We start from the raw sequence: 22,148 nt of genomic DNA, 5'->3' as shown, positions 1-22,148 counted from the left end.
GATGAAACGCAAGATCGCAGCGATTTTCGCGGCCGATATTGCCGGCTACTCGAGACTGGTCGCGGAAGACGAGGAGGAGACGCTGCGGCGTCTGGCCTCCTATCGCGAAGTTGTCGACGATTTCATCGCGAGGGCCGGCGGGCGCATCTTCAATACGGCGGGCGATGCCGTGCTCGCGGAATTCCCGAGCGCGGTCGATGCGGTGCGTTGCGCGATCGACATTCAGGAATCCCTGCGGACCCGCAACATGGCCTATCCGCCGAGCCGGCAGATGTCGTTCCGCATCGGCATCACCATCGGCGACGTGGTCGAGCGCAACGGCGATCTGCTCGGCGACGGCGTCAACATCGCGGCGCGGCTGGAGGGTCTCGCCGAGGTCGGCGGCATCTGCGTCTCGCGCGCAGTGCATGAGCAGGTCGCCAACAAGCTCTCGGTGCAGTTCGCCGATATCGGCGCGCAGGAGGTCAAGAACATCCCGACGCCGGTGCATGCCTACATGGTGGCGATGCGGCGCGAGGACGGCAGCTATACCAAGCCGCAGCTGAAGAAGGCGGGCTCAAAGCTCGCCACGGCGCCGGTATGGATGTGGCCGCTGGTGGTCGCAGTCGTCTCGATCGCCGCCATCGGCGTCACCGGCTTCCTCTACAACACCAAGCTCAAGCAGACGGCGAATGTCGCGGCGACGCCGGCCGCAGCACCAAGCGCGGAGCCGAGCTCCGCGCCGACGCAGCTCGCCAAGGCGCCGATGTCGCCGATGGCGCCGCAGAATGCTGGCGCTGCGATGGCGCCGATGCCTGCGCCGTCACCCTCGGCCGCGCCGATAGCGGGCAAGTTTGCGGCCGACAGCGTGCCCTTCATCAACGAGCGCGTCCGCACCTTTCTTGCCGGAGACTATTCCACCGCCGGCGACTACAAGGCCTTCGCGCTCAATGTCGGCGGCTTCACCGGCTCGGCCCTGAATCAGCCGAACGAGGAGGCCGCGCGCAACACCGCGCTCGATCAGTGCCAGAAGCGCGCCGATGCCGCGCAATCGCCGCGGCGCTGCGAGCTCTATGCGGTCGGCAACAACGTCGTCTACACGCACGGCAAGCCGCCGATGCCGCCGTCTCCCTATTTCCGGCGCGACGCCATGACCGAGCGGAGCTTCGCATCGAAGGAGTTTCCGATGGTGCGCGAACCGCAAAAGGTCCGGCTCGAGAATATGTTCGTGCCGGCGGCGAAATCCCGCTCGGTTGCGCTCGGCCCTGGCGGACAATATTTCATGGTGCTCGGCGCCTCGTCCGCCGAAGATGCAGCGCGCCGTTCGCTGGAATCGTGCGGCGCGATTGCCGGCGTGGCGTGCCTCGTGGTCGCAATCGACGACAATTTCGTCGTTCCGATCGCGACGCTGTTCAGGATCACCGGCTTCTTCAATGCCGCCTCCAACGCCTCGATCATGGCGGATGCGCGCGGCGAGGTCGTGCGCAAGCTCGGTGACGGCATGGGCTGGAACGCGGTCGCGGTCGGCACCGCGGGCCGGCCAGGCCTCGGCCTCAAGGCAGCCGACGAGCAGGCCGCCGTCACCTCCGCACTCGCCGACTGCGCCAAGCGCGACAGCGACTGCCACGTCATCGCGCTCGGCCCGTTCACGGTGGGGCCGATTAATTAGCGCGTGCTTTGATTGAGCCCGATCGCTGCCGGGCGCGAGATGCGCTCCCTCTCCCGCTTGCGGGGGAGGGCTGGGGTGGGGGTGTCTCCGCAACGGGACACTCCCTGGGTGGAGAGAGCCCCCACCCGGCGCTTCGCGCCGACCTCCCCCGCAAGCGGGAGAGGTTGGACACCCGTGACGGATTGCGCAGCGCTGTGAACTTCTTCCGCGGTGTCAATCGCTTCACAACAACCACAGCCCACCGCGCCGGCGGCGGCCTTCTACTGTGCATGGGGTTGATTTCGCGGTTTCAGTTTGCGAAGGCCGCGAACTGCTGCGCGACGGCTTGATAAACCTCACGCCGGAACGGCACCACGACATCGGCAACACGGTCGAGGCGCTCCCAGCGCCAGGCATCGAACTCCGCGGGCTGGCCGTTGCGCGGCGTCAGCGGGTCGATCTCGTCATCCTTGCCGGTGAAGCGCAGCGCGAACCATTTTTGCCGCTGGCCGCGAAACTTCGCGAGGCGATGCGTCTGCGGTCCGTCATAGGGCGGGAATTCGTAGCTGAGCCAATCGGTCTCGCCGAGATAGTCCGCGCTCTTGACGCTGGTCTCCTCCCAGAGCTCGCGCATCGCGGCATCGCGCAAATTCTCGCCGTCGTCGACGCCGCCCTGCGGCATCTGCCAATCGAGGCCGGGCAGGATGATCTCGGGACCGTCGCCCTTGAAGCGATGGCCGATCAGCACGCGGCCTTCGGTGTTGAAGAGAGCGATCCCCACGTTGGGGCGGTAGGGCTTTTCATTCGTCACGCGCAAATCTCTCGTCGTCGTTCCGGCGATGCATTAGCACCGAAGCTGGGACGACAATTCGATTTATTGGTCCGCCAGCGCAGAAAATTCCTGCACCACGCGCTCATAGACCGGGCGCTTGAAGGGAATGATCAGCCCGGTCAGATTCTTCATCGGTTCCCAGCGCCAGCTCACGAATTCGGCCTTGTGGCCGCCGCCGCCAGGATTGGCGACATTGATCTCGCTGTCCTTGCCGGTGAAGCGCACGGCGAACCATTTCTGGCGCTGGCCGCGGTAGCGGCCCTTCCAGGCGCGCCCGGCGACCGTGCGCGGAATGTCGTAGGTGAGCCAGTCCGGGACCTCGCCGAGCCGCTCGACCGAGCGCACGCTGGTCTCCTCATAGAGCTCGCGCTTGGCGGCTTCCCAGGTGTCCTCGCCGGGATCGACGCCGCCTTGCGGCATCTGCCAGACATGGGTGTCGTCGACATGCTCGATGCCGCCGGCGCGGCGGCCGATGAACACCCGTCCCTCTGTGTTGATCAGCATCACACCGACGCAGGTCCGGTAGGGCAGATCCTCGTAACGCGCCATTCCGCCAGACCTCTCGCATGCTGCTGGTTGCGGCTTGACCGGTCCCGCGGGACCCGTGCCGTACCAATCCGTTGATTTAGCTGGATTTTGATTTCAGCATCGCGGTTGTCAATGGCACCAAAAGGATACCCCGGTCGCCCAATGTCTTGGTCCAGGCGCCGATGCGCTCGATCGAGACGGGAAGGGCGGAGGCGGTGCCGACAGCCGCGCCGCGCTCGCGTGCCGCCGATTCGAGCTTGTTCAGGGCGCGGTCGATCTCGGTCGGGGTCGGCACCACGTCGATCGCGATGTCGCCCTTGCCGAATGGCATGGCCTGGTTCGCCGCGGCCTGGGCTGCAATGCTGCGGGGCGAGGAGCCGTCGTCGAAGAAACCGAGGCCGCGCTTGGCCGCCTCGCGGATGATCGGCTGCATCGCCGGCTCCGTCGCGACGAAGCGGGCGCCCATGAAATTGGTGATGCCGGCATAGCCCTGCATCCGGCTGAAATGCCAGTACAGGCGGTCCATGTTCTGGTCGGCGCTGAGCGAGGTCAGCAGCGTCTGCGGTCCCGGATCATTGTCGGGGAAGTCGTAGGGCTCCATCGGGATCTGGAGGAAGATCTCGTGGCGCTGCGCGCGGGCCCGTTCGGCGAGCTTGCCGGGATCGGTGCCGTAGGGCGTGAAGGCCAGCGTCACCGCTGCCGGCAGCCTCATGATGGCATCGGCGGTCTTGGCGGCGCCGACGCCGAGGCCGCCGATCACGATGGCGACCACGGGCATCTTGGCGGCCTTGGCGCGATCGGCGTCCGCCGCATAGACGTTGAACGGCTTCAGCCCGTCGGCGACCACCGGAATCATGCCGTAGCGTGACTTCTCGAGCAGTTTTGGATTGATCCCGGCCATGACCGGCGGCGGGGCCGAAGGGGCCCCGGCCTTGTCGCCTGCGTCCTCGCCGATCACCACGTCGTGGCGGGCGCCGGTGGAGCCGTCGATCATGGTGACGGTCTTCTGCTCGCCGGGAGCGGCCTGCTTCGGCGCCTCCTGGCTGTCGTGCTTGCCGTCCTGCTTGCTAGCTTGCTTGCTGTCCTGGCCGGCGGCCGGCTTCTCGTCGGCAGCCTTGTCGGCGCCCTTCTCGCTGATGGCGATCCGCGTCATCGGCTCGCCGCCGAGCGGATCCTTGTTGAAGATGGCGAAGCCGGCAAAGGTGAGGAGGAACAGGCCGAGCAGCACGGCGAGCGCCTGCATGGCCGTGAACGGCAGCCGCAGCCGGCGTTTCCGGCGCGGCTTGTCCTGTCCGAGCGGGGCGCTCAGATCATCGGCCGTTTCAGTCATGCGCGATCCCGAATCACTGCCAATGACGATACCACGCCGGGGTCAAGCGGCGGCAGGCCGGGATAGGCCGGGGATGCCAGGAGTTATCAGCAACCAGGAGTTCCAAGCAAAAAGGGCGGCTCCCAGGAGCCGCCCTTTCGTGGGATCGCGCGGATACGCCGACTTAGTTCGCCGCTTTGGGCTTGTCGGTCGTGGCCTTGTTGTCGCCGCCGGGGGTGGGCGCGGCGGAGGCGCTGTTCTTGATGCCGTGGAGCAGGTCGTCGGCGAGCTTGAGCGCCTTGTCGTCCTTGGCGTCCGGCGGGACGTAGGACTGCGAGCCGGTCTTCTCGTCGCCGTCGTTCTTCAGATGGCCGCGCAGCGAAGCCTCGCCCTTGGTGTCGGTGCGCGACTTCAGCTCGTCCGGCACGTCCTGCAGCACTTCGATGTCGGGCACGATGCCCTTGGCCTGGATCGACTTGCCCGACGGCGTGTAATAGCGCGCCGTGGTCAGCCGCAGCGCGCCATTGCCGCTTCCGAGCGGAATGATGGTCTGCACCGAGCCCTTGCCGAACGAGCGCGTGCCGACGATGGTCGCGCGCTTGTGGTCCTGCAGCGCGCCGGCGACGATCTCCGAGGCCGAGGCCGAGCCGCCATTGACCAGCACAATAACAGGCTTGCCCTTGGTCAGATCGCCCGAATGCGCGGTGCGACGCTGGGTCTCCTCGGCATTGCGGCCGCGGGTCGACACGATCTCGCCCTTCTCCAGGAACGAGTCGGAGACAGTGACTGCTTCCTCGAGCAGGCCGCCCGGATTGTTGCGGAGGTCGATGATGTAGCCCTTCAGCTTGTCGCCGATCTGGTTCGAGAGGTTGGCGACCTCGCGCTTCAGGCCTTCGGTGGTCTGCTCGTTGAAGGTGGTGATGCGGATATAGGCGATGTCGTCGGCCTCGACGCGTGCGCGCACCGAGCGGACGCGGATGTTGTCGCGCACCAGGGTGACGTCGATCGGATTGTCCTGACCCTTGCGGATGATCTTGAGCTTGATCTTGGTATTGACGGGGCCGCGCATCTTCTCGACCGCCTGGTTCAGCGTCAGGCCCTGCACCGCCTCGTCGTCGAGATTGGTGATGATGTCGTTGGCCATGACACCGGCGCGCGAAGCCGGGGTGTCGTCGATCGGCGAGACCACCTTGATCAGGCCGTCTTCCATCGTGACCTCGATGCCGAGGCCGCCGAACTCACCGCGGGTCTGCACCTGCATGTCGCGGAAGCTCTTGGCGTCCATGTAGCTCGAATGCGGATCGAGGCCGGTGAGCATGCCGCTGATGGCGGATTCGATCAGCTTGGTGTCGTCGGGCTTCTCGACATAGTCGGAGCGCACGCGCTCGAAGACGTCGCCGAACAGATTGAGCTGACGATAGGTGTCTGCGGTGGCGGCTCGCGCGCTGGAGCCCATGAACACCGCACGCGGCTGGGTCACGAACAGCATCAGCGCCGCACCGGTGGCCGCGCTGAGGAGGATTACTGAAGTCTTGCGCATCATCCGCGAACCTTCTCGCCTTCATTTGCGGCCCACCATGGGCCTGGATCGATTGGAGTGCCGTCCTTACGGAACTCGACATACAGCACAGGTTGACTCGCGTTCGTCGCGAGAATGGAGGCGACCTGAGAGGTCGATCCCATCGTCGCGACCGGCTCCCCCGTGAGCACAAACTGTCCGATGTTGACCGAAATGCGCTCCATCCCGGCGATCAGGACATGATACCCGCCCCCGGCATTGAGGATCAAGAGTTGTCCATAGCTGCGGAACGGGCCTGAATAGACCACCCAGCCGTCACACGGCGTTGTGACCTGGGAGCCGGGCTTGGTCGCCAGGGAAATGCCCTTCTGGACCCCGCCGGCCCCGTCGGAACCGCCGAAATCCCTGATCTTGTTACCGTTAACCGGAAGAGGCAGGAGACCCTTGGCGGAGGCAAAGACGATCGCGGGGGTGGTCCGGGACCGGTCCTTGAACACGCCCGGGCCGGACTTGACGCTCGCGCTTGCGGCCGCCTTGGCCTCGGCCTGCCTTGCGGCCTCGGCTGCCTTCTCGGCGGCCTTGGCTGCGCTCTGCAGATCCTGCTCCATCTTGGTGATCAGGCCCTGGAGATCGCCGACCTGTCTCGAAAGCGCGATGGCGCGCGAATTCTCGGCATCGAGGTCCTTTTCGCGTGCCGCCTGCTGGCGCTGCCGCTCGTCGACGAGGGCGGTGAGCCGGGTCTGGTCGCTCCTGACCTTGTCCCGATCGGAGGCGAGCTGGTCGCGCTCGGTGGCGATATTCTTGCGCAAGGCCACGAGCTCGCCGAGCTCGCCTGCGATCCTTTCGGCGCGGCCGCGCAGCTCCGGCACCACGGCGCCGAGCAGCATCGCCGTGCGCAGTGATTGCAGCGCATCTTCGGGCCGCACCAGCAGCGCAGGCGGCGTGCGCCGTCCGGCCCGCTGCAGTGCTGCCAGCACCTCGACGATGTCGGCACGGCGCGAATCGAGCGAGGAGCGCATCGCCTGCTCACGTCCGTTGAGCGCGCGCAACCGGGCTTCGGTCTCGTCGATCTTGGTCTCCACGTTGCGCACATTGGCGGCGGTGTCGATCAGCTGCTGATTGAGCTGGGTACGGTCCTGGCCGAGTGAGGTGATCTCGGCCTTGAGCTTGGCCTGCGCCTCTTCCGCGCTCTTCTGCCTGGCACGCGCGGCTTCGAGCTCCTGCTCGCGCTGCTTGATGGCGTCGGGCGAGACGGCGGCGGTCTGGGGCGCCGGCGCCGCGGTCTGGGCTTGCGCGAGGCTTGCGCCGGCAACGCTTGTGATCAGCAACAGGTTGAGGAGCGGCGCTCGCATCGTGTCGGCAAAGGTGCTCGTTGTGGCGCGCATCACGCGCGGTGATAGGGGTGGCCGGCCAGAATGGTGGCGGCCCGATAAAGCTGTTCCAGAAGCATGACGCGGACCATTTGGTGCGGCCAGGTCGCAGAGCCGAACGCGATCGCGAGCTTCGCCTTACGGCGCAATTCGGGCGAAAGTCCGTCCGCCCCTCCGATCACGAAGATAGTATGTCCGGCTCCCTCGTCTCGCCAGCGTCCGAGATGCCGTGCGAATACGGTGGAGTCGAGATTTTGCCCGCGCTCGTCCAGTGCCACCAGGATCGATTTGTCCGGAATATGCGCGGAGATCGCGGCGGCCTCTTCGGTCATCCGCGTCGCGGTGTCGCGCGCGCGGCTCTCGGGGATTTCGTGGACCAGGAGCTCGCGGAATCCGAGCTTGCGGCCGGCCTCGTCGAACCGCTCGAAATAGCGGTCGGCAAGCTCCCGTTCGGGGCCCTGCTTCAGCCGTCCCACCGCAATGACAGCAACGCGCATGATATCTTCAGGGGTCTGATATCTTCAGGGTCGTGTTTTCAAGACCGCGCGCAAATGGCGCGCGCACGACGCTAGCATGCGCGTCAGCCGATTCGAAATCGGCTCGATCAGCCTAGATCGCCTTCGCCGCGATCGCTTTCGCAGCCCCTGGGCCCTGCGTGTACAATCGCTCGAGATTGTAGAACTCGCGGACCTCGGGTCTGAACACGTGCACGATCACGTCGCCGGAATCGATCAGCACCCAGTCGCAATTGGGCAAGCCCTCGACATGGATGTTCTTGATGCCGTTTTCCTTGAGGCCCTTGGCGACGTTTTCCGCGATCGCGCCAACGTGCCGGTTCACCCGGCCGGTGGTGACGATCATGTAGTCGGAGTACGCCGATTTGCCGCGAAGGTCGATGGTGACCGTCTCTTCCGCCTTCATGTCGTCGAGGCGGGAGAGGATCAGGCTCAGCGTCTTGTCGGCGTCGGGTTGCGCCTTCAAGGCCGCAGCTTTGGCTGATGTTTTACGCGCCGGCTTGGCAACCTTGGGTAAAACAGACTTCGTCGAAGCTGACTTGGACAATACAGATGTGGTCAGGGACCATTCCTTTCACTGTATCGCGAACGCCGAATCCGGCGCTCACCGGTTACACTACATCATGTGGGGTTAAGGGTTTCAATATGCCAGAGAGGCTGAAGCCCACACGAGATCCGCGCACTTGTCCTCACATTGTACCTTTCCAGCTCCCGTCCGGGTTCCGTAAGCCGGTCGAGGACAGATTCAGCTTCATTCCGGTCAGGAAAACCCAGGCCGGCGCCGGCTGATCCGCAAGCAGCGCTGCCTTGTTCTCGGGGAGGCGATAGCGCGCCAGCGCCTGGGCGGCGGGGGAGGCGAGGGCGCGAAAACTCTGCGGCGGGCGGTCGATGACTGCCATCGGCACCTGGCCGGCGATGCGCCGCCAGTGCTGCCAACGATGGAATTGAGCGAGATTGTCGGCGCCCATGATCCAGACAAAGCGCAGGCCGCTGAGGCGGCGGCGCAAGGTGTTGATCGTGTCGATAGTGTAGCGCGTGCGGATGACGGATTCGAGACAGCTGACCTCGATCCTGGGATCATCGGCGACGTCGCGCGCGGCCTGCATGCGCTCCCCGAGCTCATGCAGATTGCCGTTCTCCTTCAGCGGATTGCCCGGAGTCACCAGCCACCACACGCGGTCGAGCTGAAGGCGCTTCAGCGCGAACTGGCTGATCGCGCGATGCGCCTGGTGCGGCGGATTGAACGAGCCGCCGAGCAGGCCGATGCGCATGCCTTCGGTGTAGGGCGGTATCGCCTGCGCGAAGAAGCGGGGGGCGACGAAATTGTTACTCAATGTCCGCGCCCCGCGACGTTACTTACGGCCGTGTCTGACCGGTGCCGTGAACGCGATATTTGAAGCTCGTCAGCTGCTCGGCCCCGACCGGGCCGCGGGCGTGGAAGCGGCCGGTCGCAATCCCGATCTCGGCGCCGAAGCCGAACTCGCCGCCATCGGCGAACTGCGTGGAGGCGTTGTGCAGCACGATCGCGGAATCGACCTCGCTCAGGAATTTCCTCGCAGCCGCCTCATCCGCGCTCACGATCGCATCGGTGTGATGCGAGCCATGGTTCTGAATGTGCGCGATTGCGCCATCGACGCCGTCGACGACCTTCGCCGCGATGATCGCGTCGAGATATTCGGTGTCCCAATCGTCTTCGCTCGCAGGTTTTACGCGCGCATCCGTTCCTTGCACCGTTTCGTCGCCGCGTACTTCGCAGCCCGCCTCGATCAGCATCTCGACCAGCGGCTTCAGATTTTTGCCGGCCGCGGCGCGATCGATCAGCAGCGTCTCGGCCGCGCCGCAGACCCCGGTGCGGCGCATTTTTGCGTTGAGCACGAGCGACTTCGCCATCGCGAGGTCGGCGCTGGCATCGACATAGACGTGGTTGACGCCTTCCAGATGCGCGAACACAGGCACGCGCGCTTCCTGCTCGACGCGCGCGACGAGGCTTTTTCCCCCGCGGGGCACGATCACGTCGACGGCGCCGTTCAGGCCCGAGAGCATCATGCCGACGGCCGCGCGGTCGCGCGTTGGGACCAGCGTGATCGCAGCTTCAGGCAGGCCGGCTTCACGCAGGCCCTGCACCAGGCATTCATGGATCGCGCGGCAGGACCGAAAACTGTCCGAGCCGCCGCGCAGGATCACGGCATTGCCGGACTTCAGGCACAGCACGCCGGCGTCGGCCGCAACGTTCGGACGGCTCTCGAAGATCACGCCGACGACGCCGAGCGGCACGCGCACGCGCTCGATCCTCATGCCGTTTGGCCGCTGCCAGCTCTCGGTGACGATGCCGACGGGATCGGCGATGCCGCGTACGATGCCGATGCCCTCGGCCATGCCCTCGATGCGGGCCGGCGTCAGCGTCAGGCGGTCGATGAAGGAGGAGGTGGCATTGCCGGAGGCGCGGGCTTCGGCGACGTCCTCGGCATTGGCGGCGAGGATCGCCGCAGAGCTCGCGCGGATCGCCCGCTCCATGGCTTCCAGCGCCCGGTTTTTCTGCTCCGGCGGCGCCAGCGCCAGCACGCGCGCGGCAGCGCGGGCGCGGGTTCCGAGATCGGACATCAGCGCCAAGAGATCGGTAGTCCGATCGGCATTGCCGTCAACGGCTTTGAGGGGGGCGGCCATGGGGGTCAAAACCTTCTGCTAAGGCGGTGTCCTAGCACGGAAATCCCGCTTTTGCGAAGGGCGGGGAGGGTATGGCAGGGGCCCGGCGGGCGGTTGCTGGGCTCGGCCACCGGCCTAGCCCCAACGTCATGGCCGGGCTTGACCCGGCCATCCACGTCTTGCCCGGCCTTCGAAAGGACGTGGATGGCCGGGACGAGCCCGGGCATGACGGCTTGGGTGCTCTTCGGCCCTTACCCGCCCACCACCAGATCGTCGCGGTGGATCATCTCCGATCTTCCGCTGATGCCGAGGATGGTCATTACATCAGGGGACGAGCGGCCCTTGATCCGCTCGGCGACCTCTGCGTCGTAGGCGATCAGGCCGCGGCCGACCTCGCTGGTGTCGGGGCCGCGCACGATCACGGCATCGCCGCGGGCGAACTGGCCCTCGACCTTGATCACGCCGGCCGGCAGCAGGCTGGCGCCGGCACGCAGCGCCGTCACTGCGCCGGCGTCGATGGTCAGCGTGCCCTTCGGCTCCAGCGTGCCCGCGATCCAGCGCTTTCGCGAGGTGATGGGATTGGCCGGCGTCAGGAACCAGGTGCAGCGGCCGCCGTCGGCGATCGCCTGCAAGGGATGCTCGATCTTGCCGGAGGCGATCAGCATATGCGTGCCGCCGGTGGTCGCGATCTTGGCCGCCTCGACCTTGGTGCGCATGCCGCCGCGCGACAGCTCGGACTCGGCGTCTCCCGCCACGGCTTCGATCTCCGAGGAGATGCTCTCGACCACCGGAATGAGCTTTGCGTTCGGATTGTTCTTCGGTGGAGCGTCGTAGAGCCCGTCGATGTCGGACAGCAGCACGAGCAAGTCGGCGCTCGCCATGGTGGCGACGCGCGCGGCGAGGCGATCATTGTCGCCGTAGCGGATCTCGTTGGTGGCGACCGTGTCGTTCTCATTGATCACGGGGATCGCGCGCCACTCCAGCAGCTTGCCGATGGTGGAGCGTGCATTGAGATAGCGACGGCGTTCCTCGGTGTCCTGGAGCGTCACCAGGATCTGGCCGGCGCCGATGTCGTGTGCCCCGAGCACCTCGGACCAGATCCGCGCCAGCGCGATCTGGCCGACGGCGGCGGCGGCCTGGCTCTCTTCCAGCTTGAGCGGGCCGCGCGGCAGCTTGAGGCGGCTGCGGCCGAGCGCGATCGAGCCGGAGGAGACGACGAGGACGTCGCGCCCCTCCCTGTGCAGCTTGGCCATGTCGTCGGCAAGCGCGGCGAGCCAGGATGCCCGCACCTCGCCCTTGTCGGAATCGACCAGCAGCGCGGAGCCGACCTTGACGACGATGCGGCGGAATTGACTGAGTTCGGGGCTGGCCATGGCGGTCGTCAAATTGCTCTGTCGTTGGTCCGGCGGAGCAAAAAGGGGCGGCGCCGATGCGGCTAGCTTTTGCAGCAGGACGGTGGCCGGCGCAAGGCAGCGGAGCCGGTAAATAGGCCTAACGGCGCCCTTGTCGGCCGAGGCCCGGGCAGTCTATGCCTCGAATAATCAATAACGAGGGAGGATGACGTGGACCGACGCAGCTTCATCGGCGGAGGCCTCTCGCTGCCCTTGCTGGGGCAGGCCAGTGGCGCACATGCTCAATCCGGACCGCTGACGCGCATCATCTTCCCGTTCGCGGCAGGCGGCAGCGGTGATGCCTTGTGTCGTCTCATAGCCGAGCAATTCGGCGCCCCGCTTGGGCGAACCATGATCGTCGAGAATCGTACCGGTGGTGACGGGTTGATCGGAATCAGGGCCGTGAAGGGCGCAAGCTCCGACGGCAATACAATCTTGGTGACGACGGGTCCGACCATGTACCTGCTGCCGATGGTGGAGAATCAACCGAGCTTCGACGCGGCCAGGGATTTCGTCCCCGTGTCGCAACTGGTTCGCTTCGAGTTTGCCGTCGTTGCAAGTCCCGCGATCGGGGTGGGTAGTTTCAGTGAACTCGTCACCTGGTTGAGGGCAAATGTCGCAAAGGCCGCCTATGGGACACCAGGCAGCGGCAACATCCCGCACTTCCTCGGATGGCGACTTGAACAGATGCTTGATCTTTCAATGACCCGGGCGCCCTATCGCGGGAGTGCGCTGGTCATGAATGATCTCATCGCCGGCCATCTGCCGTTCGGCATCACCACGGTATCCGATGCGATCGCGCAGCATCGTGCCAACGGCGTGAGGATCCTCGCGATTGCAAGCGCAGAGCGCTCGACGTTCGTCCCCGACGTGCCGACGCTGAAGGAAAGCGGCATCGATCTCGTTGCCGACGGCTGGTACGGCATGTGGCTCCCCGCCGGCAGCCCGCCGGATTTTGCCGAAAAGCTCAGCGCAGCCGCGGTCGCGATGCTGGCCAAGCCGGAGGTGAAGGAGAAGCTCACCGCGATCGGGTTGATTCCGGTCGGGAGCAATGCGGACGGGCTTTCGAAGGAGCTCGCCGCCAACACGGCGTTCTGGCAGCCGATCGTCAAGGCGACGGGATACAAGATCGAGAATTGAACCGTAATCGTGAAGTGGGTTTCCGCTAATGGAACAGCAGCTGCTTGGCGCCGCGCGGTTGTTTGCGAGTCACTATCAAATCGTCGTCTGCGACGATCCGCGCAGACCGCTTGGTGCTGATGAAAATTGGAATGACGAGAAGGCCAAACGGGGCTTTGCAGGCGCGCCCACGTTCCGCATGATCAATACCGAAGCTGATCTTAATGACCATTGGGTCGAGCTGGTCGCCGCTAGCCGGCCGCCCTCCTTCGATGAATGGCAGCGGATCACCTGCGTCCACTTCCGATCCGAGAGCGGACGCGTTCACGTCATGTCGGTGATCGACAATGAGCCTGCATATTCCGCAGGCGTGGAGCCGGGCGATTATTCGATCTATGCGGCCGCGCAAAATCTCGGAATCGATCAATTGAGCCTCGGCGAGAGCACGAACCTCGCTGATGTCGAATTCGCCCAGCGAAAAGATGTCGAGTGGTATCGCCTCTTTCTGGTTCCGGGCAAACCGGAGTTCGAAGGACGACTCGTGGACCGCCCTTAAGACGTACCGAGCGATGATTTGGCTTACATCTTCGCGCGTTGCGCGATGCCGTCCTTGATCGCGTCGAGCTCTTTCTCATCCCAGATGCCGATCAGGAAGCCGCCTTTCACTTGGAGCTGGTTCTCGGCATAGGCTGCGATCTTCTCGCGCGGCGTGGTGATGTGGTCGTTCGGATGCAGCGCCCAGTCGAACAGCTCGGCTCGCAACCGCGCGATGATGCCGCCGCATTCGGGGTCGTCGCCGCGATCGACATATTCTTGCGGATCGGTTTCGAGGTCATACAGCATCGGGCGGAAGCCGGAGGCGTGAATGTATTTCCAGCGGCCGTCGAACACCATGAACAGGCGGCAGCGCTCGATCGGCTGGTTCAGCTTCAGCCGCACATCCTGCATGGCATAGTCGTATTCGGAGAAGGCGACCTTGCGCCAATCAGGCGGCGTCGATCCGCGCAGCAGCGGAAGCAGCGAGCGCCCTTCGAGGATGTGACCCGGCACCTTGCCGCCGAAATAGTCGACGAAGGTCGGCGCGAGGTCGATGCCTTCCACCAGCGCGTCGCTGCGCGTGCCGCGTGTGGCGTCGGCCTCTTTCGACGGGTCGATGATGATCAACGGAATCTTCGCCGACTGCTCGTGGAACAAATCCTTCTCGCCCATCCAGTGATCGCCGAGATAATCGCCGTGATCACTGGTGAACACGATCATGGTGGTGTCCAGCAGATCGCGTTCTTCCAGAAACTTCATCAGCACGCCCATCTGGTCGTCGATCTGGGTGATCAGGCCCATATAGGTCGGGATCACCTTCTCGCGGGCATCGTCGCGCGCCATGTTGCGGGAGTAACGCATGTCCATATAGGCGCCGAACACCGGATGCGGATTCTGCCGCTCGCGCTCGGAGCGGATCACCGGGATCATGTCCGAGGTCGAGTACATGCTGGCGTAGGGCTCCGGCGCGATATAGGGCCAGTGCGGCTTGATGTAGGACAGATGCAGGCACCACGGCCGACCATCGGTCTCGGCCTCGCCGATGAAATCCATCGCGCGCCGCGTCATGTAGGGCGTTTCGGAATGCTCATCCGGCACGCGCGCCGCCTTGTCGGCATGCACCAGCAGCCAGCCGTTCTGCAAGCTACCGTCCTCTGCCGCGCCTGAGTTCGCCCAATGCTCCCAGGGATTGCTGGCTTCAAAACCCTGTTGGCGCAGATATTCGTCGTACTTCGGGCGCGGGCGGCCGGTCGGATGCAGACCGTCGTCGCGCTCATACGGTTCAAAGCCGCATTCGGCGACGTGCACGCCGATCATCGATTCCGGGGGAATGCCGAGCGCCTTCATGCCTTCGAGATCGGGCGCCATGTGGGTCTTGCCGACCAGCACGTTGCGCACGCCGATCTTCTTGAGGTGATCGCCGAGCGTGGGCTCGCCGACGCGCAGCGGCCAGCCGTTCCAGTGCGAGCCGTGCGAGCGCATGTAGCGGCCAGTGTAGAACGACATCCGCGACGGGCCGCAGATCGGCGATTGCACATAGGCCTTGCTGAACAGCACGCCGCGCTTGGCCATCGCGTCGATGTTCGGCGTCTTCAGCGTGGGATGGCCGGTGCAGCCGAGATAATCATAGCGAAGCTGGTCGCACATGATCCAGAGAACGTTCTTCGCGCGCGCCATGCGTCATCCCTGCATTTTCTTGATTGTTCGATGCTGCGCTATTGGGCCAGGGAAGACAAGCCAGAGATGCGCCGTGACCGCAGCCGCAATCTCCGCCGTCGTCCCTGCGAAAGCAGGGGACCCATAACCACAGGGCGTGGTTTGGCGAAGACTCGATGTTCGGTACTGCAACCATCCGCAGTCGAGAGATCACGCGGTGTGGGTCCCTGCGTTCGCAGGGACGACAATCACGCCGACCACGGCTCCGCTTCGGCCGCGCTCTTGGCCTTGGCCGACACCGGGGCCTCGCCGATCACCTCGACCAGCGCGCGCAGTGCTTCCTTCACGCCATCGCCGGTGACGCCGGAGAGCAGCAGCGGCGTCTTTTTCGCAGCCCGCTTCAGCCGGTCCTTCTGCTTCTTCAATTCGTCCGGCTCAACCGCGTCGATCTTGTTCAGCGCGACGATCTCGATCTTGTCGGTCAAGAGCCCGCCATAGGCGTCGAGCTCCTTGCGCACCGTCTTGTAGGCCTTGCCGGCGTGCTCGCAGGTCGCATCGATCAGATGCAGCAGCACGCGGCAGCGCTCGACATGGCCGAGGAAGCGGTCGCCGAGGCCGGTGCCTTCATGCGCGCCTTCGATCAGGCCGGGAATGTCCGCGAGCACGAATTCGCGGCCGTCGGCATTCACGACGCCGAGCTGCGGATGCAGCGTGGTGAAGGGATAGTCGGCGATCTTCGGCCGCGCCGCGCTGACCTTGGAGAGGAAGGTCGACTTGCCGGCATTGGGCATGCCGACGAGGCCGGCATCCGCGATCAGCTTCAGCCGCAGCCAGATCCAGCGCTCTTCGCCCACCTGGCCGGGATTGGCGTTGCGCGGCGCGCGGTTGGTCGAGGTCTTGAAATGCGCGTTGCCGAAGCCGCCATTGCCGCCCTCGGCCAGCACGAACTTTTCGCCGACCTTGGTGAAGTCGTGGATCAGCGTCTCTCGGTCCTCGTCGAAGATCTGCGTGCCCATCGGCACCTTCAGCACGATATTCTTGCCGTTGGCGCCGTGGCGGTCCGACCCTGAGCCGTTCTCGCCCTTCTGCGCCTTGAAGTGCTGCTGGTAGCGGTAGTCGATCAGCGTGTTGAGGCCATCGGCGACCTCGATGATGACGTTGCCGCCACGGCCGCCATTGCCACCGGAGGGACCGCCGAATTCGATGAACTTCTCGCGGCGGAACGCCACGCAGCCGTTCCCGCCGTCACCCGAGCGGATATAGACCTTTGCTTCGTCGAGGAATTTCATGGGCCATAGGTAGGCCAGCAGGTCTCCCGCGGCAACCCGGATAGACCCGCAAATCGGCCGAATTTCTCGCGATTTCGCCCCTTGCTTAACCAGTCGGCCGGCGCCGGATCAGGAATTTCTGCATCCCCTCCAGCACCAGCTCCTTGCGCTGGTTGAACACGGTGCTGCGAAGCGTCACCGCGCCGGTGGTGCGGCCCGGCATCAGCTCGGTGACCTCGAGCGCGGGGTAGATGGTGTCATCGGCAAACACGGGTTTGAGGAACCGGCTCGATTGCTCGAGGAAGCCGACCAGGGAGTCCTCGACCATGAACGGAAACAGGCCGGCGCCCGGCGCGGTGTGGATCAGCGTCTGGAAACCGTGGGCGAGCAGATGCGGCATGCCGCGGCTGCGGCAATATTCCACGTCATAGTGCACGGGATGGGTGTCGCCGCTCGCGGTCTGGAACGCGGCGAATATCGCCGGCGTCTGGGTCCGGCTCGGCAGCACGAAGCGTTCGCCGATGACGAAATCCTCAAACCAGCGTTGCGTGGGGATCATGCGATGCTGGGTCGGATCGAAGTCGGTCATGCCATGCTCTCTCATTCGGGACGCGCGTATCGCTACCGCGACGCGAAGAGTGCGACAATCCGTTCAATTCGCCGGATGCGGGCTTGTCCCTGTGGCTCATGCCATTACAACGGCGCTCGATGCCCCTGTTCAAGAACCTCTCAGCCTATGACGATCGCTCCGCGCGCCTCGCCGGCATTGGGCTGATGGTGCTGTCGATCTTCATGTTCTCGTTCGGCGACGCCATGGGCAAGTTCCTGGTCGGGACTTATTCGGTGGGGCAGCTCTTGTTCCTGCGCGCCTGCGCGGCGCTGCTGCTGCTCGCACCGCTGATCTGGCGGCAGCGCCACGATTTCGTCCGCCTCGAGCGGCCGTGGCTCCAGCTGTTTCGCGTCGTGCTGTCGACGCTCGAGGTCGCCGCCTTCTTCCTCGCCACCGTCTATCTGCCGCTCGCCGACGTCATCACCTATTATCTCGCCGGTCCCATCTTCGTCACCGCGATGTCGGCGATCTTCTTAGGAGAGAAGGTCGGCTGGCGGCGTTGGACCGCGATCCTGATCGGCTTTTGCGGCGTCCTGATCGCGCTGCGGCCGTCGGCGCAGACCGTCAGCCTGCCGGCGCTGATCGCGCTCGGCGGCAGCCTGTCGTTTGCGACCTTGATGCTGATCACGCGCAGCCTGCGCAAGACGCCCGACATCGTGATGGCATCCTCGCAATTCGTCGGCACGTTTTCGCTGGGCGCGGTGCTGTCGGCGTTTCACTGGGTGCCGCCGACGCCGAGCAGCCTCGTGATCTTCGCGCTGGCCGGATGCGTCTCGGTCACCGCGCTGTTCTGCGTCAACCGCTCGCTCAAGCTGGCGCCGGCCAGCGTCGTGGTGCCCTATCAATATTCCATGATCGTCTGGGCCGTGATCTTCGGCTTCGTTGTGTTCGGCGACGTCCCGTCAATGGCCACGCTCATCGGCGCCGCGATCATCATCGGGGCGGGGTTCTATATTTATCTGCGCGAGCGCGATTTGGGGCGCGCAAGTGAAGAGATCAATCCGCCGGCGTAGCCCCACCCACGCTGTCGTCCCGGACAAGCGCGCCTCAAGCGCGCGTAGATCAGGGACCCATACCCACAGGAAGTCGTTTTGCGAAGACTCGGAGTGGGAGCGTTGCCCCACACTCCTCCCTGTGGTTATGGGTCCCCGCCTTCGCGGGGACGACAGCGGTGATTGAGGACGCGCCCGCGCCCTACCTCACCCGTCTTGCACTGCTCCAGCTCTTCAGCGACGCCCACACGCCGCGCGAGAGGCGGAAGCAGTCGACCGGCGTCGAGGAGCCCAGCGCGAGGAAACGGTGCAGCTGCACGCCGCTCCACTGGAAGCCACACTTCTCCAGCACGTTGCGCGAGGCCGGATTGGTGACGCGCGCGCCGGCATAGAGGTGCTCGTCCTCGAACTCCTCGAAGAAGAAGTCGATCGCGCCGCGGGCGGCCTCGGTGGCAAAGCCCTGGCCCCAGTGCTCGACGCCGAGCCAATAGCCGAGCTCGGCATTGCCGGGCGTGGAGCAGTCGATGCCGACCATGCCGACCGGCCCGGTGTCGTGCTCGATCAGGAACACGGTCTCGCTGCCGAGCGCGGCGGTGGCGCGAACGAAGGCGACGGCGTCGTCCTGCGAATAGGGATGCGGGAGGCGGCGGGTGTTTTCGGCGACACGGCGGTCGTTGGCGAGCCGGGCGATGGTCCTGACATCGGCGAGGGTCGGCCGCCGCAAGGTCAGCCGTTCGGTGGCGACGACACCAGGTCTCGCCTCAGCCAAGGTCGCGCTCGAGAAATCCTGCAACATGTCCGGCTCCGTGAAAGTCACTAAGTCAAAGTGAGCAAGTCAAAAGAAAAGGGGAGGCCGGTTTCCCGCCTCCCCCTTGGAGCCTTCGATCTCTTGCGATCTCTGGACTCCGCCGGTTTGGTAGGACCGGCGGACTCCAATTTGATCCACCGTCTATTCAGCCGCCTCTGCGAGCGGGAGCACCGATACGAAGGTGCGGCCGTTGGCTTTGGCCTGGAACGTGACGCGACCCTCGATCTTGGCGAACAGAGTGTGGTCCGTGCCCATGCCGACATTAAGGCCCGGGTGCCAGGTGGTGCCGCGCTGACGCGCAATGATGTTGCCGGGAATCACAACTTCCCCGCCGAACGCCTTGATGCCGAGGCGCTTACCCTTGGAATCGCGACCGTTGCGCGATGAACCGCCTGCTTTTTTGTGAGCCATGGCTCGTCTCCGAAATCCTGCGTATTTCTAGATCAATTCCTTGACGGAATCATTTCAAAATTTCTCACGCATCAATTCGTGAATTGGCGTGATCGATTTCGCGTTACTCGGCGGCTTCCGCTGCCGGCTCCTTCGCCACCTTCTCCCGCTTCGGACGCGGGCCCTTGGTGGGCTTGGCGCCATCGGTCAGGATCTCGGAGATGCGGAGCACCGTGATCTCGTCGCGATAGCCGCGCTTGCGGCGCGAATTCTTGCGGCGGCGCTTCTTGAACGCGATGACCTTGGGGCCGCGCTTGTGGTCGAGCACCTCGACCGCAACGGACGCGCCTGCGACCGTCGGAATACCCAGCACCGGCGTGTCGCCGCCGACCACCAGAACTTCATTCAGCTGAATGATCGAGCCGACTTCGCCTTCGATCTTGCCTACTTCGAGAACATCATCCGGCACGACGCGGTATTGCTTGCCGCCGGTTTTGATGACTGCGAACATCGTTTTTTTCTCCGTGTTCAATCCCGGCCTCGCGACGGATATCGTCGGGGTCGGCTTTTTGTCAGTCGCTATGGGTTTATGCGAGTTTTGTGCGGGCGGGAGTTATCCCTTTGAAAACCCGCGCAAAAACAAGCGGCGCGAGAAACGCCCCGCGCCGGTTGTGGGACTTATAGCCGCCGGCCGAGAAGAGTCAAGGAAAAGCGGGCGAAAAGCGCCCGGATTTGAAGGATTTGGCCCGGCTTGCGGTCTTCAGCCGAATCTCGACCGGCTTTGCAACAAACCGGTTCCCTCGCAGTTAGTCCGCCGGAACAGGTAAGCGGGCAAGGGCTCCCATGGCAACGGACGAACTGGTCAAGGCGACGGGCATCGCCCATCACGGCGCGGAGCGGCTGCCGTCGGTGGAGATCGACAGCTTCAACATCGAGATGAAGGACGAGGACGGCTTTCTCGGCGATCGCGCCAGCAAGGGCGCCTTCCGCGACATCCTCGACCGCTGGCGCAAGCCGCTGCGCAAGACCGGGGAGGACCCGTTCGGCAAGGAACCGTCGGAGGAGATCAGCAAGAAGACGCTGGATGCCATCCTGGTCGGCGACGACACCGAGGCTTCCGCGGTCGTGCACAGCGCGATCGAGGATTTCGCCCAGGAGCTCGCTTACGTCACCCGGCGTTTCCTCAAGACCAAGGCCTGGGCCAAGACCGAGCGCATCGTGGTCGGCGGCGGCTTCCGCGATTCCCGGCTCGGCGAACTCGCGATCGCGCGCACCGAGATCATCCTGAAATCCGAGGACTTCAAGATCGACATGATGCCGATCCGCCATCACCCGGATGAAGCCGGCCTGATCGGCGCGCTGCATCTGGCGCCGTCCTGGATCTTCGAGGCCCATGACAGCATTTTGGCCGTCGACATCGGCGGCACCAATATCCGCTGTGGCCTGGTCGAAACCGCTTGGAAAAAGGCAAAAGACCTGTCGAAGGCCAAGGTCGTGAAATCCGAGCTGTGGCGTCACGCCGACGATGAGCCGACGCGCGAAGGCGCGGTCAAGCGGCTCACCAAGATGCTGAAGGGGCTGATCACGGAAGCCGAGAACGAAGGCTTCAAGCTCGCGCCTTTCATCGGCATCGCCTGTCCCGGCGTGATCAAGGACGACGGCTCGATCGAGAAGGGTGCGCAGAACCTGCCGGGCAATTGGGAGAGCAGCAAGTTCAACCTGCCGGCGAGCCTGATCGAGGGCATCCCCGAGATCGGCGAGCACGACACCGCGATCCTGATGCACAATGACGGCGTGGTTCAGGGCCTCTCCGAGGTGCCGTTCATGCAGGACGTCGAGCGCTGGGGCGTGCTCACCATCGGCACGGGCCTTGGCAATGCGCGCTTCACCAACCGCCGCAAGGACAGCGGAAAGGACCGGGACACTACGGAGAACGGCAAGAAAAAGGCCAAGGAAAACAACAAGGACAGCGCCAAAAGCGACAAGGAGTAACCTTGACTGGTTAGGTTAAGGACCGGATTGCGTTGCGGCGCCGGGGCCGCACGCTAGGGTCGAACGGTCGCCTCACCCTGGCCGGCGAAGCCGCCCTTCCCAGCCAGTATTTCAATGAGCGGCACGGGACCGCCAGTGTTTACCGCGTCTGGCGGTCCCACCCCGTTTTTTACCAGACCCGTGATTCGGGACCCGCGCGCGGTTTCAGCCGGCGCGTCGGCTGACCGGCGGCCGTATTTCCGCAAAGTGCCGCCGAAATCCGCAAGTCAGCCCCGCCACCGCCGCGACATCGTGGGGTCCGGCCGGAAAACCGGTCTGATTTTCGCCCCGCGCGCCTTGTCTGGCCCGCCATCCTCGCCTATTAACGCCCCCAACCACAGGGGCCCTGCTCCTACCATGGCGCCTTCAGGAGAGGTGGCAGAGTGGTTGAATGCACCGCACTCGAAATGCGGCATAGGTGCAAGCCTATCGGGGGTTCGAATCCCTCCCTCTCCGCCAATTAGCGCCCGACCTCCATCAATCTGTGAGCGCGAGCAGTAAAGTATCCAGTGATGGCGATGAAGATCGGACCGCAGCCCGCGAAATGGCTGCACAAAAAAGCCAAGCAAGGGATGCGTGGCTATCCGGTCGGTACGCTTGCCTTCTATGGTCCCGACAATCAACGGGCCTCGAAGGTTGCGGTGTCGGTGATCCGGTATGAAGGAGCTGAGCCCGATCTGCGTCGCTGGTTTTCGGAAACCGGCGACGTGCGAACCGATCCGATAATTCTCTCGGAGATCGCTGCGCATCTGCGTCAAAGCTCCGTGCACTCGGTGGCGATGGTGGACGGAATCATTGGATGTCCGCACGAAGAAGGCGTTGATTATCCGATGGGCGAGCCTTGCCCAAGGTGTTCCTTCTGGAGGGGACGAGATCGCTGGACAGGCGAGTTGGATCCCGGCTGAATATTTCTCGCGCAGGCTCCAGAGCGGTATTCTGGCGGTCGCGCATGCGATCCGCGAACGCAGCCTCACCGGTTGACCTGCTACGCAGCAACCGACAC

22 protein-coding genes and 1 tRNA gene are annotated in these 22,148 nt (G+C 64.6%); 7 read left to right on the top strand and 16 right to left on the bottom strand.

All coding sequences use genetic code 11. The annotated features are described in order from the left end of the window. The first annotated feature begins 1 nt into the window (after position 1). A complete protein-coding gene (locus tag GDN70_RS02085; protein WP_152102098.1) occupies positions 2–1,648 on the top strand; it encodes an adenylate/guanylate cyclase domain-containing protein in 1,647 nt (548 codons plus the stop codon). Positions 1,649–1,937: 289 nt separating this feature from the next. On the opposite strand, the gene GDN70_RS02075 is transcribed toward GDN70_RS02085, so the two are convergent. The 10 genes from GDN70_RS02075 to proB form a co-directional block, all read right to left on the bottom strand. Next, complete coding sequence (locus tag GDN70_RS02075) at positions 1,938–2,438, bottom strand: RNA pyrophosphohydrolase (protein ID WP_028139203.1); 501 nt, start codon at positions 2,436–2,438, stop codon at positions 1,938–1,940. Positions 2,439–2,501: 63 nt separating this feature from the next. Next, positions 2,502–3,008 carry an RNA pyrophosphohydrolase gene (locus GDN70_RS02070; protein WP_028139202.1) on the bottom strand — a complete coding sequence of 169 codons (507 nt, stop codon included), beginning with the start codon at positions 3,006–3,008 and terminating at the stop codon, positions 2,502–2,504. Positions 3,009–3,084: 76 nt separating this feature from the next. After that, the gene (locus tag GDN70_RS02065) at positions 3,085–4,317 is read right to left on the bottom strand and encodes a divergent polysaccharide deacetylase family protein (RefSeq protein ID WP_028139201.1); all 1,233 of its coding nucleotides are present in this window, start codon (positions 4,315–4,317) and stop codon (positions 3,085–3,087) included. 163 nt (positions 4,318–4,480) lie between these two features. Further along, a complete protein-coding gene (locus GDN70_RS02060; protein ID WP_018318850.1) occupies positions 4,481–5,839 on the bottom strand; it encodes a S41 family peptidase in 1,359 nt (452 codons plus the stop codon). After that, a complete protein-coding gene (locus tag GDN70_RS02055) occupies positions 5,836–7,167 on the bottom strand; it encodes a murein hydrolase activator EnvC (RefSeq protein ID WP_028139200.1) in 1,332 nt (443 codons plus the stop codon). The genes GDN70_RS02060 and GDN70_RS02055 overlap by 4 nt, the downstream gene beginning before the upstream one ends. A gap of 32 nt (positions 7,168–7,199) precedes the next feature. Next, positions 7,200–7,682: a 23S rRNA (pseudouridine(1915)-N(3))-methyltransferase RlmH gene (gene rlmH / locus GDN70_RS02050; protein ID WP_028139199.1), complete on the bottom strand. Its 483-nt coding sequence runs from the start codon at positions 7,680–7,682 to the stop codon at positions 7,200–7,202. Positions 7,683–7,794: 112 nt separating this feature from the next. Continuing rightward, a complete protein-coding gene (rsfS, locus tag GDN70_RS02045) occupies positions 7,795–8,166 on the bottom strand; it encodes a ribosome silencing factor (RefSeq protein ID WP_028139198.1) in 372 nt (123 codons plus the stop codon). Positions 8,167–8,389: 223 nt separating this feature from the next. Then, positions 8,390–9,034, bottom strand: a complete 645-nt coding sequence (locus GDN70_RS02040) for a nicotinate-nucleotide adenylyltransferase (RefSeq protein WP_028139197.1) — start codon at positions 9,032–9,034, stop codon at positions 8,390–8,392. Between the two features lie 22 nt (positions 9,035–9,056). Beyond that, the gene (locus GDN70_RS02035; protein ID WP_152102097.1) at positions 9,057–10,364 is read right to left on the bottom strand and encodes a glutamate-5-semialdehyde dehydrogenase; all 1,308 of its coding nucleotides are present in this window, start codon (positions 10,362–10,364) and stop codon (positions 9,057–9,059) included. A 230-nt stretch (positions 10,365–10,594) separates the two neighbouring features. Continuing rightward, positions 10,595–11,716 carry a glutamate 5-kinase gene (gene proB / locus GDN70_RS02030; protein ID WP_028139195.1) on the bottom strand — a complete coding sequence of 374 codons (1,122 nt, stop codon included), beginning with the start codon at positions 11,714–11,716 and terminating at the stop codon, positions 10,595–10,597. 189 nt (positions 11,717–11,905) lie between these two features. On the opposite strand from proB, the gene GDN70_RS02025 reads away from it, so the two are divergent. Further along, a complete protein-coding gene (locus tag GDN70_RS02025) occupies positions 11,906–12,874 on the top strand; it encodes a Bug family tripartite tricarboxylate transporter substrate binding protein (protein ID WP_028139194.1) in 969 nt (322 codons plus the stop codon). Positions 12,875–12,902: 28 nt separating this feature from the next. Beyond that, on the top strand, positions 12,903–13,409 hold the full coding sequence (locus GDN70_RS02020) for a hypothetical protein (RefSeq protein ID WP_038949252.1): 507 nt from the start codon (positions 12,903–12,905) through the stop codon (positions 13,407–13,409). Positions 13,410–13,432: 23 nt separating this feature from the next. Here GDN70_RS02020 and GDN70_RS02015 read toward each other — a convergent pair whose 3' ends face one another. The 3 genes from GDN70_RS02015 to GDN70_RS02005 form a co-directional block, all read right to left on the bottom strand. Then, positions 13,433–15,067 carry an alkaline phosphatase family protein gene (locus tag GDN70_RS02015; RefSeq protein WP_095425470.1) on the bottom strand — a complete coding sequence of 545 codons (1,635 nt, stop codon included), beginning with the start codon at positions 15,065–15,067 and terminating at the stop codon, positions 13,433–13,435. A gap of 227 nt (positions 15,068–15,294) precedes the next feature. Then, the gene (gene obgE / locus GDN70_RS02010; RefSeq protein WP_028139191.1) at positions 15,295–16,335 is read right to left on the bottom strand and encodes a GTPase ObgE; all 1,041 of its coding nucleotides are present in this window, start codon (positions 16,333–16,335) and stop codon (positions 15,295–15,297) included. 85 nt (positions 16,336–16,420) lie between these two features. Continuing rightward, positions 16,421–16,903 carry a MaoC family dehydratase gene (locus GDN70_RS02005; RefSeq protein WP_028139190.1) on the bottom strand — a complete coding sequence of 161 codons (483 nt, stop codon included), beginning with the start codon at positions 16,901–16,903 and terminating at the stop codon, positions 16,421–16,423. A 119-nt stretch (positions 16,904–17,022) separates the two neighbouring features. Between GDN70_RS02005 and GDN70_RS02000 the strand changes: the two genes are divergently transcribed. Next, positions 17,023–17,937 carry a DMT family transporter gene (locus tag GDN70_RS02000; protein WP_028139189.1) on the top strand — a complete coding sequence of 305 codons (915 nt, stop codon included), beginning with the start codon at positions 17,023–17,025 and terminating at the stop codon, positions 17,935–17,937. A 181-nt stretch (positions 17,938–18,118) separates the two neighbouring features. Here the strand turns inward: GDN70_RS02000 and GDN70_RS01995 are convergent, their stop codons facing one another. The 3 genes from GDN70_RS01995 to rplU form a co-directional block, all read right to left on the bottom strand. Next, positions 18,119–18,712: a GNAT family N-acetyltransferase gene (locus GDN70_RS01995; protein WP_038949256.1), complete on the bottom strand. Its 594-nt coding sequence runs from the start codon at positions 18,710–18,712 to the stop codon at positions 18,119–18,121. Between the two features lie 153 nt (positions 18,713–18,865). Further along, the gene (gene rpmA, locus GDN70_RS01990; RefSeq protein WP_008137923.1) at positions 18,866–19,135 is read right to left on the bottom strand and encodes a 50S ribosomal protein L27; all 270 of its coding nucleotides are present in this window, start codon (positions 19,133–19,135) and stop codon (positions 18,866–18,868) included. A 103-nt stretch (positions 19,136–19,238) separates the two neighbouring features. Continuing rightward, complete coding sequence (gene rplU, locus GDN70_RS01985; RefSeq protein ID WP_028139187.1) at positions 19,239–19,625, bottom strand: 50S ribosomal protein L21; 387 nt, start codon at positions 19,623–19,625, stop codon at positions 19,239–19,241. A 332-nt stretch (positions 19,626–19,957) separates the two neighbouring features. Between rplU and GDN70_RS01980 the strand changes: the two genes are divergently transcribed. The 3 genes from GDN70_RS01980 to GDN70_RS01970 all read left to right on the top strand — a co-directional run bounded on the left by GDN70_RS01980 (position 19,958) and on the right by GDN70_RS01970 (position 22,050). Further along, the gene (locus tag GDN70_RS01980; protein WP_028139186.1) at positions 19,958–21,106 is read left to right on the top strand and encodes an ROK family protein; all 1,149 of its coding nucleotides are present in this window, start codon (positions 19,958–19,960) and stop codon (positions 21,104–21,106) included. Between the two features lie 408 nt (positions 21,107–21,514). Then, positions 21,515–21,604: transfer RNA gene (locus tag GDN70_RS01975), tRNA-Ser, on the top strand. Between the two features lie 53 nt (positions 21,605–21,657). Next, entirely contained in the window at positions 21,658–22,050 is a 393-nt protein-coding gene (locus tag GDN70_RS01970) for a hypothetical protein (RefSeq protein WP_240536464.1), read from the top strand. The last annotated feature ends 98 nt before the right edge of the window (positions 22,051–22,148 follow it).

Source organism: Bradyrhizobium sp. TM102, from assembly GCF_009176685.1.
Lineage (GTDB): Bacteria > Pseudomonadota > Alphaproteobacteria > Rhizobiales > Xanthobacteraceae > Bradyrhizobium > Bradyrhizobium ottawaense.
This window is presented reverse-complemented; position numbering and strand designations above follow the sequence as displayed.

Bases quoted from the DNA above. Each gene is read 5' to 3' on its own strand.
- GDN70_RS02065 (WP_028139201.1), bottom strand. From the start codon at position 4,317: ATGACTGAAACGGCCGATGATCTGAGCGCCCCGCTCGGACAGGACAAG.
- rplU (WP_028139187.1), bottom strand. From the start codon at position 19,625: ATGTTCGCAGTCATCAAAACCGGCGGCAAGCAATACCGCGTCGTGCCG.
- GDN70_RS01980 (WP_028139186.1), top strand. From the start codon at position 19,958: ATGGCAACGGACGAACTGGTCAAGGCGACGGGCATCGCCCATCACGGC.
- rlmH (WP_028139199.1), bottom strand. From the start codon at position 7,682: ATGCGCGTTGCTGTCATTGCGGTGGGACGGCTGAAGCAGGGCCCCGAA.
- GDN70_RS02000 (WP_028139189.1), top strand. From the start codon at position 17,023: ATGCCCCTGTTCAAGAACCTCTCAGCCTATGACGATCGCTCCGCGCGC.
- GDN70_RS02070 (WP_028139202.1), bottom strand. From the start codon at position 3,008: ATGGCGCGTTACGAGGATCTGCCCTACCGGACCTGCGTCGGTGTGATG.
- GDN70_RS02055 (WP_028139200.1), bottom strand. From the start codon at position 7,167: ATGCGAGCGCCGCTCCTCAACCTGTTGCTGATCACAAGCGTTGCCGGC.
- GDN70_RS02035 (WP_152102097.1), bottom strand. From the start codon at position 10,364: ATGGCCGCCCCCCTCAAAGCCGTTGACGGCAATGCCGATCGGACTACC.
- GDN70_RS01970 (WP_240536464.1), top strand. From the start codon at position 21,658: ATGGCGATGAAGATCGGACCGCAGCCCGCGAAATGGCTGCACAAAAAA.
- GDN70_RS02060 (WP_018318850.1), bottom strand. From the start codon at position 5,839: ATGATGCGCAAGACTTCAGTAATCCTCCTCAGCGCGGCCACCGGTGCG.
- obgE (WP_028139191.1), bottom strand. From the start codon at position 16,335: ATGAAATTCCTCGACGAAGCAAAGGTCTATATCCGCTCGGGTGACGGC.
- rpmA (WP_008137923.1), bottom strand. From the start codon at position 19,135: ATGGCTCACAAAAAAGCAGGCGGTTCATCGCGCAACGGTCGCGATTCC.
- GDN70_RS02005 (WP_028139190.1), bottom strand. From the start codon at position 16,903: ATGACCGACTTCGATCCGACCCAGCATCGCATGATCCCCACGCAACGC.
- GDN70_RS02020 (WP_038949252.1), top strand. From the start codon at position 12,903: ATGGAACAGCAGCTGCTTGGCGCCGCGCGGTTGTTTGCGAGTCACTAT.
- GDN70_RS01995 (WP_038949256.1), bottom strand. From the start codon at position 18,712: ATGTTGCAGGATTTCTCGAGCGCGACCTTGGCTGAGGCGAGACCTGGT.
- GDN70_RS02085 (WP_152102098.1), top strand. From the start codon at position 2: ATGAAACGCAAGATCGCAGCGATTTTCGCGGCCGATATTGCCGGCTAC.
- GDN70_RS02015 (WP_095425470.1), bottom strand. From the start codon at position 15,067: ATGGCGCGCGCGAAGAACGTTCTCTGGATCATGTGCGACCAGCTTCGC.
- proB (WP_028139195.1), bottom strand. From the start codon at position 11,716: ATGGCCAGCCCCGAACTCAGTCAATTCCGCCGCATCGTCGTCAAGGTC.